Annotated in this window: 6 protein-coding genes, 2 tRNA genes and 3 rRNA genes; 6 read left to right on the top strand and 5 right to left on the bottom strand. The window is 37.5% G+C overall.

Annotation, left to right across the window (positions count from 1 at the left end; all coding sequences use genetic code 11):
* Positions 1–431 precede the first annotated feature (431 nt).
* From ACJ6WR_RS07920 to rrf, 5 genes are all read left to right on the top strand, one after another.
* A 16S ribosomal RNA gene (locus ACJ6WR_RS07920) occupies positions 432–1,945 on the top strand.
* 120 nt (positions 1,946–2,065) lie between these two features.
* Positions 2,066–2,139, top strand: a tRNA-Ile gene (locus ACJ6WR_RS07915).
* Positions 2,140–2,299: 160 nt separating this feature from the next.
* A tRNA-Ala gene (locus ACJ6WR_RS07910) sits at positions 2,300–2,373 on the top strand.
* A 174-nt stretch (positions 2,374–2,547) separates the two neighbouring features.
* Positions 2,548–5,432, top strand: a 23S ribosomal RNA gene (locus ACJ6WR_RS07905).
* A 147-nt stretch (positions 5,433–5,579) separates the two neighbouring features.
* A 5S ribosomal RNA gene (gene rrf, locus ACJ6WR_RS07900) occupies positions 5,580–5,689 on the top strand.
* The 16S, 23S and 5S rRNA genes sit together here with 2 tRNA genes alongside, the layout of an rRNA operon.
* Positions 5,690–6,356: 667 nt before the next feature.
* Here the strand turns inward: rrf and ACJ6WR_RS07895 are convergent.
* Entirely contained in the window at positions 6,357–9,125 is a 2,769-nt protein-coding gene (locus ACJ6WR_RS07895; protein ID WP_409417531.1) for an AsmA-like C-terminal region-containing protein, read from the bottom strand.
* A 21-nt stretch (positions 9,126–9,146) separates the two neighbouring features.
* Positions 9,147–9,728, bottom strand: coding sequence for a tRNA-(ms[2]io[6]A)-hydroxylase (locus ACJ6WR_RS07890; protein ID WP_039111801.1), 582 nt, complete (start codon positions 9,726–9,728; stop codon positions 9,147–9,149).
* 109 nt (positions 9,729–9,837) lie between these two features.
* On the opposite strand from ACJ6WR_RS07890, the gene ACJ6WR_RS07885 reads away from it, so the two are divergent.
* Positions 9,838–11,082, top strand: coding sequence for a glycosyltransferase family 4 protein (locus ACJ6WR_RS07885; protein WP_409417530.1), 1,245 nt, complete (start codon positions 9,838–9,840; stop codon positions 11,080–11,082).
* On the opposite strand, the gene ACJ6WR_RS07880 is transcribed toward ACJ6WR_RS07885, so the two are convergent.
* From ACJ6WR_RS07880 to ACJ6WR_RS07870, 3 genes are all read right to left on the bottom strand, one after another.
* Positions 11,079–11,957: a helix-turn-helix domain-containing protein gene (locus ACJ6WR_RS07880; RefSeq protein ID WP_039111803.1), complete on the bottom strand. Its 879-nt coding sequence runs from the start codon at positions 11,955–11,957 to the stop codon at positions 11,079–11,081. The two genes, ACJ6WR_RS07885 and ACJ6WR_RS07880, sit on opposite strands and share 4 nt — an antisense overlap.
* 89 nt (positions 11,958–12,046) lie before the next feature.
* On the bottom strand, positions 12,047–12,589 hold the full coding sequence (locus tag ACJ6WR_RS07875; protein WP_409417529.1) for a carboxymuconolactone decarboxylase family protein: 543 nt from the start codon (positions 12,587–12,589) through the stop codon (positions 12,047–12,049).
* A gap of 381 nt (positions 12,590–12,970) precedes the next feature.
* Positions 12,971–14,818 carry a leukotriene A4 hydrolase C-terminal domain-containing protein gene (locus ACJ6WR_RS07870; protein ID WP_409417528.1) on the bottom strand — a complete coding sequence of 616 codons (1,848 nt, stop codon included), beginning with the start codon at positions 14,816–14,818 and terminating at the stop codon, positions 12,971–12,973.
* Between the last annotated feature and the right edge of the window lie 10 nt (positions 14,819–14,828).

The following is a 14,828-nucleotide window of genomic DNA, read 5'->3' as shown; positions in this document are numbered from 1 at the left end:
TAAAGGTGGTAGTTTTGCACCCGCAACAACGACAAACGTTCCTTTAAATACTGACAAGCAAGACGAATCAAATTAGAAATAAAATTCTAAAAAAAAGATTTAGAAAAGCTTGTGAGAATGGAAAACGGATGTTACATTTGCACCCCGCAAAACAACGGAAAGTTCCTTGAAAGATTGATAAGAAAGAAGAAAACGGAAACGAAAATTTTCCAAAAAAAACTTCACAAATTTCTTGCCAGTTAGAAAAGACTTTTCTACTTTTGCACCCGCTTTGAGAAACAAGCGATATTAAAAAAGAAGAACACGTTCCTAGACATATTGAATTGACAGCCGTTTTAAGAGAGATCTTAGAACAACAAAATAAGAGTAATAGAATCGATAGATTTGAATAAAACCGATAGAATCATTAGTCGAATATAATATTAAAATATACGATGAAGAGTTTGATCCTGGCTCAGGATGAACGCTAGCGGCAGGCTTAACACATGCAAGTCGAGGGGTATACTTCTTCGGGAGTAGAGACCGGCGCACGGGTGCGTAACGCGTATGCAATCTACCTTTTACAGAGGGATAGCCCAGAGAAATTTGGATTAATACCTCATAGTATAATAGCTCGGCATCGAGCAATTATTAAAGTCACAACGGTAAAAGATGAGCATGCGTCCCATTAGCTAGTTGGTAAGGTAACGGCTTACCAAGGCTACGATGGGTAGGGGTCCTGAGAGGGAGATCCCCCACACTGGTACTGAGACACGGACCAGACTCCTACGGGAGGCAGCAGTGAGGAATATTGGACAATGGGCGCAAGCCTGATCCAGCCATGCCGCGTGCAGGATGACGGTCCTATGGATTGTAAACTGCTTTTGTACAGGAAGAAACAGTTCTACGTGTAGAACCTTGACGGTACTGTAAGAATAAGGATCGGCTAACTCCGTGCCAGCAGCCGCGGTAATACGGAGGATCCAAGCGTTATCCGGAATCATTGGGTTTAAAGGGTCCGTAGGCGGTTTAATAAGTCAGTGGTGAAAGCCCATCGCTCAACGGTGGAACGGCCATTGATACTGTTAAACTTGAATTATTAGGAAGTAACTAGAATATGTAGTGTAGCGGTGAAATGCTTAGAGATTACATGGAATACCAATTGCGAAGGCAGGTTACTACTAATTGATTGACGCTGATGGACGAAAGCGTGGGTAGCGAACAGGATTAGATACCCTGGTAGTCCACGCCGTAAACGATGGATACTAGCTGTTGGGAGCAATTTCAGTGGCTAAGCGAAAGTGATAAGTATCCCACCTGGGGAGTACGTTCGCAAGAATGAAACTCAAAGGAATTGACGGGGGCCCGCACAAGCGGTGGAGCATGTGGTTTAATTCGATGATACGCGAGGAACCTTACCAAGGCTTAAATGTAGATTGACCGGTTTGGAAACAGATCTTTCGCAAGACAATTTACAAGGTGCTGCATGGTTGTCGTCAGCTCGTGCCGTGAGGTGTCAGGTTAAGTCCTATAACGAGCGCAACCCCTGTTGTTAGTTGCCAGCGAGTCATGTCGGGAACTCTAACAAGACTGCCAGTGCAAACTGTGAGGAAGGTGGGGATGACGTCAAATCATCACGGCCCTTACGCCTTGGGCTACACACGTGCTACAATGGCCGGTACAGAGAGCAGCCACTGGGCGACCAGGAGCGAATCTATAAAACCGGTCACAGTTCGGATCGGAGTCTGCAACTCGACTCCGTGAAGCTGGAATCGCTAGTAATCGGATATCAGCCATGATCCGGTGAATACGTTCCCGGGCCTTGTACACACCGCCCGTCAAGCCATGGAAGCTGGGGGTGCCTGAAGTCGGTGACCGCAAGGAGCTGCCTAGGGTAAAACTGGTAACTAGGGCTAAGTCGTAACAAGGTAGCCGTACCGGAAGGTGCGGCTGGAACACCTCCTTTCTAGAGCCCTATATGTTAGCACTTGTGCACGTTAGGGAAAGAAGACGAAATGACCTATAGGTTAAATTGAAGATTATATTACTCTGCTGTTAGTTCAAATAATACAATTAAGTAAAACAGAGTCTCGTAGCTCAGCTGGTTAGAGTACTACACTGATAATGTAGGGGTCGGCAGTTCGAGTCTGCCCGGGACTACTTTTTAAAAAGTAATTGACAATTAATAATTGACAATTTCTAATTAGAAAGACTGTAAACTTAAAAAAAAGGAAATTCTAGAAGTTGGAATTCACCAAAAGAAATTAGATAAGAATTAAGAAGTCTAAAATCTGAATTCTACAATCTAAGATTGAAAAATGGGGGATTAGCTCAGCTGGCTAGAGCGCCTGCCTTGCACGCAGGAGGTCAACGGTTCGACTCCGTTATTCTCCACAAAAAGCTATAAGCCGTAGGCTATAAGCTTAATGCCTAAAGCGTAAAGCCTAAAGCATAATAAAGTTCATTGACATATTGAGATAAGAAAATAATAAAAAGTAGAAAGCATTTTTTATTGAAAGTAGTGATACAGACGATAAAGAAAACGGTCTTGATTTATCAAGACTGGTACAATAAGCAAAATAAGGGCGTATGGGGGATGCCTTGGCTCTCAGAGGCGATGAAAGGCGTGATAAGCTGCGAAAAGTTACGGGGATCGGCACACACGACTTGATCCGTAAATACCTGAATGGGGCAACCCACTATGTTGAAGACATAGTACACCGATAGGTGGGCAAACCCGCTGAACTGAAACATCTAAGTAGGCGGAGGAGAAGAAAACAAAAGTGATTCCGTAAGTAGTGGCGAGCGAACGCGGATTAGCCCAAACCAATGTTGTTACGGCAATGTTGGGGTTGTAGGACCACGACATTTCTTGCACAAAGAATTAGAATCTACTGGAAAGTAGAACCATAGAGGGTGATAGTCCCGTATAGGTAATGAGTGTAAAGGATAGTGGTATCCTGAGTAGGGCGGGGCACGTGAAACCCTGTCTGAATTTGGCGGGACCATCCGCTAAGGCTAAATACTCCTGAGAGACCGATAGTGAACCAGTACCGTGAGGGAAAGGTGAAAAGAACCGTGAATAACGGAGTGAAATAGATCCTGAAACCATACGCTTACAAGCGGTCGGAGCCCTTTCGTGGGGTGACGGCGTGCCTTTTGCATAATGAGCCTACGAGTTAACGTTGCTGGCAAGGATAAGTGGTTAAGCCACGGATCCGTAGCGAAAGCGAGTCTGAATAGGGCGCTTTAGTCAGTAGTGTTAGACGCGAAACCGTGTGATCTACCCATGGGCAGGTTGAAGCTGTGGTAACACACAGTGGAGGACCGAACCGGTTGACGTTGAAAAGTCTTCGGATGACCTGTGGGTAGGGGTGAAAGGCCAATCAAACTCGGAAATAGCTCGTACTCCCCGAAATGCATTTAGGTGCAGCGTTGTGCATAAAGTTATATAGAGGTAGAGCTACTGATTGGATGCGGGGGCTTCACCGCCTACCAATTCCTGACAAACTCCGAATGCTATATAATGTTTCACAACAGTGAGGGCTTGGGTGCTAAGGTCCAAGTCCGAGAGGGAAAGAACCCAGACCATCAGCTAAGGTCCCCAAATATATGTTAAGTTGAAAGAACGAGGTTTGTCTGCCCAGACAGCTAGGATGTTGGCTTGGAAGCAGCCATTCATTTAAAGAGTGCGTAACAGCTCACTAGTCGAGCGGACGAGCATGGATAATAATCGGGCATAAACATATTACCGAAGCTATGGATTTTGACTTAGGTCAAAGTGGTAGGGGAGCATTCTAACAGGGTTGAAGGTGTGTCGTAAGGCATGCTGGACTGGTTAGAAAAGAAAATGTAGGCATAAGTAACGATAATGCGGGCGAGAAACCCGCACACCGAAAGACTAAGGTTTCCACAGCTATGCTAATCAGCTGTGGGTTAGTCGGGACCTAAGGCGAACCCGAAAGGGACAGTCGATGGACCACGGGTTAATATTCCCGTACTACTTATTACTGTGATGGGGTGACGGAGTGATGAAAGCGCCGCGAACTGACGGAATAGTTCGTTGAAGTACCTACCTATAAGCTGCGCAGGCAAATCCACGCGGCTTGGGGAAATACGATAGTACTCGGAGACTTCGGTCAAAGAGATAGTGCGCCTAAGGGCTTCCAAGAAAAACCTCTAAACTTCAGGTAATAAGTACCCGTACCGCAAACCGACACAGGTAGTCGAGGAGAGAATCCTAAGGTGCTCGAGAGATTCATGGCTAAGGAATTAGGCAAAATAGACCTGTAACTTCGGGAGAAAGGTCGCCAGCAGCAATGCTGGCCGCAGTGAAGAGGTCCAGGCGACTGTTTATCAAAAACACAGGGCTCTGCAAAATCGTAAGATGAAGTATAGGGCCTGACACCTGCCCGGTGCTGGAAGGTTAAGAGGAGATGTTATCTTCGGAGAAGCATTGAATTGAAGCCCCAGTAAACGGCGGCCGTAACTATAACGGTCCTAAGGTAGCGAAATTCCTTGTCGGGTAAGTTCCGACCTGCACGAATGGTGTAACGATCTGGACACTGTCTCAGCCATGAGCTCGGTGAAATTGTAGTAGCGGTGAAGATGCCGCTTACCCGCAGTGGGACGAAAAGACCCTGTGCACCTTTACTATAGCTTAGTATTGACCTTGGATAAATGATGTGTAGGATAGGTTGGAGACTGTGAAGTGGCGTCGCTAGGCGTTGTGGAGTCATTGTTGAAATACAACCCTTTGTTTATCTGAGGCCTAACCCCGCGATTGCGGGGGACATTGCTTGGTGGGTAGTTTGACTGGGGTGGTCGCCTCCAAAAGAGTAACGGAGGCTTCTAAAGGTTCCCTCAGTACGCTTGGTAACCGTGCGTAGAGTGCAATGGCATAAGGGAGCTTGACTGAGAGACATACAGGTCGATCAGGTACGAAAGTAGAGCATAGTGATCCGGTGGTTCCGCATGGAAGGGCCATCGCTCAAAGGATAAAAGGTACGCCGGGGATAACAGGCTGATCTCCCCCAAGAGCTCATATCGACGGGGGGGTTTGGCACCTCGATGTCGGCTCGTCACATCCTGGGGCTGGAGAAGGTCCCAAGGGTTGGGCTGTTCGCCCATTAAAGTGGCACGCGAGCTGGGTTCAGAACGTCGTGAGACAGTTCGGTCTCTATCTACTGTGGGCGCAAGAAATTTGAGTGGATCTGATTCTAGTACGAGAGGACCGAATTGGACAAACCTCTAGTGTATCTGTTGTTCCGCCAGGAGCACCGCAGAGTAGCTACGTTTGGAAGGGATAAGCGCTGAAAGCATATAAGCGCGAAACCCACCACAAGATGAGATTTCTTTTAAGGATCGTGGGAGATGACCACGTTGATAGGCTATAGATGTAAAGGCAGTAATGTCATAGTCGAGTAGTACTAATAATCCGTAAGCTTATGTACGCTTTTCCCCACGCTTCGGCGTGGGGGAGAAACTTTCTAAAAATACTTTTTTCTTTATCTCAGTGTGTTAAGATATTGTTTAATTGATAATTAACAATTTATAATTGATAATTAATAATTAAAAGTTACCTCAAGTAACAACGACCTTAAGGTGGTTATTGCGGCGGGGCTCACCTCTTCCCATCCCGAACAGAGTAGTTAAGCCCGCCTGCGCAGATGGTACTGCAGTTATGTGGGAGAGTATGTCGTCGCCTTTCTTTTAAATCCTCATCAAGTAATTGATGGGGATTTTTTTTTGGATTTAATTCAAATAAAATATATACAGAAATGACTGCTTTGTGAAAAGGTTGTTTCGCAAAGTTTCGCAAAAGAAAACACAAAGGTTCGCAAAGTTTAATCAATAGCTTTGCGAACCTTTGTGTTTTTTCTCTTTCCTTCCTCTGCGGTTAAAATGGATCAATTAGTAGCTTGACAATCTAAAAAAGCTTTGTGTTAGTGTCTTGTGGAGATCCTTCGTTCCTCAGGGTGACAAGGCTGTGGTTGTTTTAATAGCAAAATAAGCGCAAAGGTTCGTAAAGTTTAATCAATAGCTTTGTTAACCTTTGTGTTTTTTCTCTTTCCTTACTTTGCGGTTAAAACCTGAAGTATTGTTTATGCTAAAAGAGCTTAGTGTCTAGCACCTTCGCAATAAACTATCTTAAGCTTTTTATAAATAAAAATCTTTGTGATACTCTGTATAAACTTTGTGAAGCTTCGCGGTATAATTTTAGCGCGTTTATGGAGCGGAATCGTTTGTGAATAACATCTAACAGGTCTAAGTGATAAAAGTGTTTTTAAAATGTATATAATGAAGTGTTATTTTGTGTCCAGGCATAAAAAAACCTGCTCGATTGAGCAGGTTTGGTAACATTGATAAAGTTTAGATTAATCTTCGGTATCTTGAGTTTCTTCTAAATCATCCGATTTTCGTCCTATTTTTATTTTAGGATTGTCTTTGTTTCCTGTTATTATTAACGGAACTCCTAAAATTCCTAAAGGAGGTAAGCCTAATCTCATTTTTATGTTTAATTTTCCATCTAAACTAGTTGTTCCTTCTATTCTTGGTCTAAAACCTGCAAATTTAAATTTGAATCGTTCTAGGGTAATTATATTGTTCTTAATACTACTCTTGATATCTACTTTCGAAATTTCAGGATTTTTTATTCCCTCATGACTCGTTGTTTTGCTTACTGCATTAAACATTTTCATACCATATAATTTGATGTCTTTTACAGAGACAACTCCTTCACCTACTAACGAAGGATAAACAGGTTCCATATTAGCATTAAGCCTTCCTTTTAATTTATAATCTAAAGAAACTGTTCCTTGTGCTTTTTCTGCTGCACTAGCCATTTTTCTAAATATCTCAATTTCATTATAAGCCTTTTTAACGTCAAAATCTGTTGCTTTGATAGTATAGTCGAATAGAGCTTTTTTCATCGTTAGAGCTTGGTATGTTGCGTCCATGGTTACTTCGCAGCCTATCAAATTAAAACCTGTATTCTGCATGGTTAAAATGCCCTTATTCATCTTGAGGTTACCTTTGGCATTATTTAAGGCAAGTTTATTAAAGTTTACCTTCTGTGCATTTGCCTGAAATTGTAAATTAAAATTCTTTGGAATTATAATTACACCAGTTTGTACTACTTCAGTTTTTGGAGTTTCAGAACTTGTATTTGATGTTGTTGCCGTACTATTTGTTTCAATAGTAGTTGTCGACATAAATTCATCGGCATTAATGTATCTTGAATTTATGACAAAAGAACCTTTTAAAACACCCGTTTTGGTTGTAGCAAAATTGATAACATTTTGTAAATAACCATTCATTTTAAAATCTGATTGACCGTATGTTGACAAAAAGTTTTTGAAGAACATTTTGTCTTGGTTTATTTTAAAAATACCTTCTTTAATAATGAACTTCTTAGGTAGGTATTCAGAAACTATTCCGATGTTTTTAATTTCTAGAGTTCCTTTATTGTGGAGTTTACTATAATTTCCTTTTTCGGCATCGCTTTGTTTTCCTTTTAAAACTAAATCTGCTTTAATAGAACCATCTAAATCTAGCCCTTTTTGAGAAAACACTCTATATATTTTACTTATGTCTAGCTCACCTTTGGCTTTAACATCATAAGTAAGGTCATCAAAATTATATAAGTCAGCATCTATATAAAAAGGTTTCCCCTCAAATGTTATTTGTGCAGGTGATAATTTTACTTTTAAATCATCAAAAGTTCCTTTCTGATTTTTAATCTCAGAAACAATTGTTATGTCTGTTATTGGGTTTGGATAATATTTTGTTTTTAAATATCCATTTTTGAAATTAATAGTTCCAGAAGTTACGGGAAAGAGTTTGTTTTTTAAATCAAAAATCCCTTTTGCTTTAATATCTCCAATAAGATTTCCTTTTAACTCAATATCAGGTATTCCAAATGCCTGAGTTAGTTTCTCTAAATCTATCTGACTGCTTAAATCTATATTCAAGTCTGGAGTGTCAACTCCTTTTACATAGAATTTAGATTTTAAATAATCTTTATTAATATTCAAAGCTAAATTCTTTCCGTCAACAATTAATAGATCTGGATTTAATGAAGGTAGTTTTGTATTTATATCCAGATTCAAATTTGAAATAGGGAATGAACTTTTATTATAGTTTACATATCCATCATTTATTTTTAAATCTAAGTTTAAATCTGGCGCTATATTTTGAGAAGCAATGTATTTTCCTTTTAGCGTAAGCAATAAATTGGTGTTTCCTTTTAAATCAGTTTTTGATAACCAAGTGATAAATTTTGGAGGAAATGCTGTAAATACATCATGTAATTGGCTATTATTCGATTTTATTACAAAATCAATATTATAACCATCTTTTAAAAAGTCAAATTTCCCTTTAAAATCAACGATTAGCTGATTTATTTTTAAGTTATTTTGTTCGAAAAAGAATGATAAAGAGTTTACATTTACTTTAGTAATTAAATCGGCATCAACCTTTTTATTCATTAAGTATGGTTCATTCTCATATAAAATATTAAGTTTTTCGATTTTAGCTTTTGAATATAAATCGAAAATATCTTTGCTTAAATCTCCTTTTCCAGAATAATTAAAACCAAAAACATCTAGATGTACATTGGTTGATTTATCATCATAAATAATTTTGCTATTTAAGATTTCAATTTTTTCTAACTTTAAAGAAGTATCGCTGCTGTCTGTTGCTTTTTCAGCTTCGACAGATGACGATTTGTAAACGTTATAATTTGCCTCACCATTTTTATTAACTTTTACATTGATAAATGAATCTGATAAGTAAATTTGATCGATACTTACCGTTTTGCCAAATATTAAACTGCTAATATTTATTCCAAAGGAAACCTCTTTTGCCGTAACAAAATTCTCTTTCTGGAATGGAGCAGATCCATTTAATTTTAAATCGTTTAAAGTTAAAGTTAATGATGGGAAATGGTGAAAGAAGGAAATGTTAGCATCTGAATAATTTAATTCAGCATTAAGTTTTTTGTTTGCTGTTTTCTTTATCTCTTCTTTTATCTTGTCCGAAAAAACATAAGGCGTTATAAAAAGTAGCGCTAAAATAACGACTAGCACTATTCCAATATATTTTACTATTCTATATAAAATGGATTTTATATTCCCTTTTGCCATAAGTATAATTATTAGTTGTTTTTATCCGTGTACAGTTTCGCTTTTTCCATAATTGGTAATGATAGAACCTTCATATTCAATCCATTCTTTCCAACGTTTGTCAATGTCTATATTATCTGTATATTTTCGGGCAAATCCTAAAAAAGTAGTATAATGTCCTGCTTCCGAAATCATTAAATCACGATAAAATGTTGCCAATTCTTGGTCTTTTATGTTTTCTGAAAGGACTTTAAAGCGTTCACAACTTCTAGCTTCAATCATAGCCGAAAATAATAAGCGGTCACAAAGAGCATCTTTTCTACTGCCATCTTTTTTCATGAATTTAAAAAGCTCATTTACATAGTGGTCTTTTCTTTCGCGACCAAGTGTCAAACCTCTTTTCTTGATAATGTCATGCACCATTTGTAAATGCTCTAACTCTTCTCTGGCAATAATTAGCATTTCTGTTACTAATTCCTCTAATTCTGAATTGTATGTTACTAAACTAATTGCGTTTGAAGCCGCTTTTTGCTCACACCACGCATGGTCGGTAAGAATTTCTTCGATATTCGATTCGACTATGTTTACCCAACGTGGGTCTGTAGCTAATTTTAATCCTAACATGATATTTGATTTATAACCTACAAAATTAGTGTTTTATTCCCGATTTTTGGGTTTAATGATGATATTGCCGCTTAAATAGTATTATTTTGTAGTAGAAATAAAATAGGATATGAGTGAGCTTAAAAAGCTTTTAATAATTGGTTTTGTATGGCCTGAGCCTAATTCATCGGCTGCAGGGGGAAGAATGATGCAATTGATTTCAATTTTTCAAGAACAAGGATTTGAAATTACATTTGCTAGCCCAGCTTTGGATAGTGACTTCATGATAGATTTGCGGGCATTAGGAATCGAAAAGAAATCGATTGCTTTAAATTGTTCTAGTTTTGACGATTTTATAAAAGAACTGAGTCCATCTATTGTTTTGTTTGATCGGTTTATGATTGAAGAGCAGTTTGGTTGGCGTGTGGCTGAAAATTGTCCTGATACATTACGTATTTTAGATACTGAGGATTTGCACTGTTTGCGCCAAGCTCGTCAAAAAGCATTCAAAGAAAATAGAAATTTTATAGTTAGCGATTTATTTTCAGAAGAAGTAGCAAAGAGGGAAATAGCGAGTATTTTGCGTTGTGATTTGTCGTTGATAATTTCTGAGTTTGAGATAGAATTGTTAGAATCGGTATTTAAAATTGATACCGCTTTATTGTATTATTTGCCCTTTTTATTAAATCCAATTTCTGAAGGTGTATTAAAAGAATTACCTTCTTTTGAAGAAAGGACTGATTTTATTTTTATCGGTAATTTTTTGCATGAACCTAATTGGAACACCGTTCAATATTTGAAAGAAGTAATTTGGCCTTTGGTAAAAAAACAATTACCAGATGCTGTTTTAAATATATATGGAGCATACCCTTCACAAAAAGTTTTACAATTGCATCATCCTAAATCTGGTTTTTATATTATGGGGCGAGCTGTTGATGCTCAGGAAGTAGTGCAGAAATCACGAATAGTATTAGCTCCAATACGTTTTGGTGCAGGTCTAAAAGGGAAACTGGTTGAAGCAATGCAATCCGGAACACCAAGTGTAACCACAACAATAGGAGCGGAAGCGATGAATGGTGATTTACAGTGGAATGGTTTTATTATTGATGAAACAGAAGGTTTTGTAAAAGCAGCTGTCGAATTATATCAAAATAAGAATCTTTGGAACGAGGCTCAAATTAAAGGAGTTGAAATTATTAATACGCGTTATTTGAAAGATAATTTTGCGACCAATTTTATGGAAATGATTTTCTATTTGCAATCTAATTTGCAATCGCATCGTAATAAAAATTTTATAGGGAGTATGTTGCAATTTCATACTATGAGAAGTACAAAATATATGTCTAAATGGATTGAGGCAAAAAGTAAAAATTAAGCCTCCATTTTTCCAAAACCTACTGTCTCTCTATAAATTTGAGGCGAAACATCAGCATTGGTTTTAAAAAATCGACTAAAGTAATGTTCATCTTCATAACCTAATTCATATGCAATTTCTTTGACTGTTTTGTTGGTCATGTACAATTCTCTTTTGGCTTCGATTATTATTCTTTCGGCAATTAAATCGGTTAATGTTTTATTGAAGTAAGTCTTAGATAATTTCGCCAGTGCTTTTGGGGAGATATTAAGTAATTCGGCATAATTTCCTGCTGAATGTTTGGTTTTAAAATTCAGTTCAATGGCATCTTTCAGATTCTGAAGAATAAATGGTTCTTTAGAGTTAGGAACTGATTTCATTTTTTCTAATTGGTCATTTTTTAATCGGGAAGCAGTAATTAAAAATATTTTTAAATAGGAAATCAATAATTCATATTGTGCTAATTCAGCATTTTGAATTTCGGTTTTCATTTGTTCTAAAACCATTGTAAAAGTTGCTGCAGCCTGTTCTGTAATTATTGTAAAAGGTGGTTGATAAACATTGTTGAATAAAATACCATTACAAGAAACTTCTTTTTGGTGCATGTGAATACAATAGAAATCTGGATGAAAATGAATTGCGATTCCTTCAATTGGCTCACTTACGCAGAGCATAAAAGGTTGATAAGGAGAAAAGGCAAGGAGTGAATTTTCTTCAAAATGATGTTCGGCAAAATCAGCTTTTACTTTCCCTTTTCCTTTGGTTACCCAAATTAATGAGAAATAATTATTGCGTTGCAAATGGTCAAAATGACTATTGTTATCAAAAGGGAGTAACTTAAAAGCTAAATTACCATTTTGTGGATTAATTAGAGTGAAGACATTCTGACTGCTCATGATTTCTTTTGTTTTTTGAAAATATAAAGATAGCTATGAAAATAATTCACAACTATCTTTATAAAGTGTTTTTGCTTGAATTGGTTTTATTAATTTAAACTTGATATTGCTGGAAAATCAATTTCTGTATTTGCAGTATTGTTAAAGTAGTTTGTTAAAACATTTAAAGCTACATGTCCAACTGTTTCAGCAATTTCAGCATCAGTAACACCAGCATTTTTTGCTTTGTTTACATCTTCGTCATTAACTAAGCCATTTTTACTAATTAATTTTTTAGCAAATTGTAAAACGGCTTCGATTTTTGCGTCGGTTGAGTTTCCTGTTCTTGCTGCTTGCAAAACAGCTGGATCCGTTTTTACCAGTTTTTCTCCAATAAAGGTATGGGCTGCTAAGCAGTAATCACATGAATTACTTTCGGAAACTGCTAAAGCAATTAATTCTCCTGTTTTTGTTCCTAATTTTCCGTGGCTTAGCGCGCCGCTTAAATTTAAATATCCTTCAAGAACTGCTGGAGAATTTCCCATTGTTCTCATCATATTCGGAACAACTCCTAACTTTGCCTGTACAGCGTTGAATAAATCTTTAGTTTTTCCTGTTACTTCTTCTGGGTTTAATGCTCTTAATCGTGTCATCTTATTTAATTTTTAAGTTATTTATTTGTTGTTGTCTTTAGACATTACAAAGGTGCTACGATTACAGATTTTAGAACATGGAGGATTTACGCTATGTGATGGACAATTTTCCCTGAGGAGTTTTTTTAGGAGCTAATCCCGCTATTCGTTACAATCTTTTGCTTTTTAAAGAAAAAAGCAAAAGGATTTCCACTTCTATCGGGGCTAGGGTAATTGTTTTCATAAGAATGTTTTTCGTTTATTAGGTCAGGAATGACAAATAAGAATAAAAAAATCCCCGATTACAAGGTGTAACTGGGGATTTTTTGCTTTACAGTTTTCAGTCGCAGTCTTCGGTCAGATTGTAAGCTGAAAACTGTGACTGCGACTGTAAACTGAATACTATTTTAAAACACCTTCAACAGCTTGAACGGTTGTTGCGTGATAACCAGATTTAGCTTTGTCAAAAATTTGTTTTGCCCAAACTTTTCCTTCCGGAGTTTTTGCCATTTCTTTATAAAGCATCATTACTGATCCGGTTCTGCTGCTTGAAATCAAAAATTGTTCAATCGCAGGATTAGCAGCCGTGTATTTATAGCGAATCGATGGAATAAACCATTGACGTTTGATAACGAAATTACCCCCTTTTGTAAAGTTGAATTCACTATCAAGCGCTTCCATTTCTTTTGCAGTGATGTCCGTTGGTAGATTATCTATAAAATGCTGTTTTTCTGCAGTTGTTGTAATTTTTTTATTTAATCCTTTAACTCCGGTTTCTCTCCAGCTTTTTTGGATTTTATCAATTGCATCAAAATCAGCAGAACTTACTGGAGTAATATTTGATGGAATTCCAGGTTTGTAAATCCAATCTTCGGCTTTTATTTTATCAGCAAGTGCTTTGTCTCCTTTTATAAGGTTTTCATTGTAGTATTTGATGAAATCATCTGTTGTAATAGATTTAAAAGCGTGTGCATCAAAATAGTTTTTAATGAAAACGTCAAATTTTTCACGTCCAACGGCATTTTCAATAACTCTTAAAAAAGCATATCCTTTTACATAAGGAATCATGCTGATTCCGTCATCAGGATTTCTTCCTGTAAGGCTTACTTTTAATCTTGTATCGGGATTTGTGTCTCCATATTCAGCTACATTATCAACTAATTCTTTACGGATGATAACATTTTGCATCTCAAATTCTTTTTCGCCAAAGATTGCTTCGCCAATTCTATGTTCTACATAAGTGGTGAAACCTTCGTTTAACCAAATGTCATCCCATGTTGCATTGGTAACTAAGTTTCCGCTCCAGCTATGTCCTAATTCATGCGCTAATAAACTAGTTAATGAACGGTCTCCAGCGATAACACCTGGAGTTAGGAAAGTTAAATTAGGATTTTCCATTCCTCCATAAGGGAAACTTGGTGGTAAAACTAATACATCATAACGTCCCCAACGGTAAGGGCCGTAAAGTTTTTCGGCAGCAACTACCATTTTTCCAAGCTCGGCAAATTCCCAAGCTGATTTTTTTAGCATTGATGGTTCTGCGTAAACACCTGTTCTATCATCGATTGATTGAAATTCGATGTCTCCAACTGCAATTGCCATTAAATAAGATGGTATTGCTTTGTCTTGTTTAAAAGTATAAACTCCAGTATCGTTTTTCTTTTGTGGGTTAACAGCGCTCATTACGGCCATTAAGTCTTTAGGAACAGTAACTTTTGCATTATAAGTAAATCGAATTGATGGAGAGTCTTGACACGGAATCCAGGTACGAGACCAAACACTTTCTCCTTGAGAGAATAGGAATGGTTTCTTTTTGTCTGCTGTTTGTGCAGGGGTAAGCCATTGTAAAGCTACAGCATCTTTACTAGTGCTGTAGTAAATATTTACTTTGGTTGTATTTGGTTCAATTGTAATATGAAGAGGTTTTCCGTGGAATTCAACTTCTTTACCTAGCTTAAATTTGGTTTCTTTTTCATCATCACCCAGAGTTACTTTAGTGATGTTAAGGGTGTTTTCATCAAAGATTATTTCGTTGCCTTTGCTAATGTTGTCAATTTTCCAAGATGCTCTTCCTGTAATGGATTGTGTCTCAAAATCAACTTTAATGTCAAGGTCTAAGTGTTTTACAACAGCAAGTTCAGGTTTAGAATAACTGTGTTCATCTGTAACAACAGCTACTTTTTCGGTTTGTTCCTTTTTCTGACAGGCAATTACGGTCAGGAATAAAGTGGCAAGGATTAGTTTTTTCATTTTATGAAGA

Origin of the sequence: Flavobacterium sp. PS2, assembly GCF_046250155.1 — a bacterium.
Taxonomy (GTDB): domain Bacteria; phylum Bacteroidota; class Bacteroidia; order Flavobacteriales; family Flavobacteriaceae; genus Flavobacterium.
Note: the sequence above shows the minus strand (reverse complement) of the source record. Positions and strands in the feature narration are given on the sequence as shown.

Excerpts from the sequence above, each read along its gene's own strand:
- ACJ6WR_RS07895 (WP_409417531.1), bottom strand. The coding sequence starts at position 9,125 with ATGGCAAAAGGGAATATAAAATCCATTTTATATAGAATAGTAAAATAT.
- ACJ6WR_RS07890 (WP_039111801.1), bottom strand. The coding sequence starts at position 9,728 with ATGTTAGGATTAAAATTAGCTACAGACCCACGTTGGGTAAACATAGTC.
- ACJ6WR_RS07885 (WP_409417530.1), top strand. The coding sequence starts at position 9,838 with ATGAGTGAGCTTAAAAAGCTTTTAATAATTGGTTTTGTATGGCCTGAG.
- ACJ6WR_RS07880 (WP_039111803.1), bottom strand. The coding sequence starts at position 11,957 with ATGAGCAGTCAGAATGTCTTCACTCTAATTAATCCACAAAATGGTAAT.
- ACJ6WR_RS07875 (WP_409417529.1), bottom strand. The coding sequence starts at position 12,589 with ATGACACGATTAAGAGCATTAAACCCAGAAGAAGTAACAGGAAAAACT.
- ACJ6WR_RS07870 (WP_409417528.1), bottom strand. The coding sequence starts at position 14,818 with ATGAAAAAACTAATCCTTGCCACTTTATTCCTGACCGTAATTGCCTGT.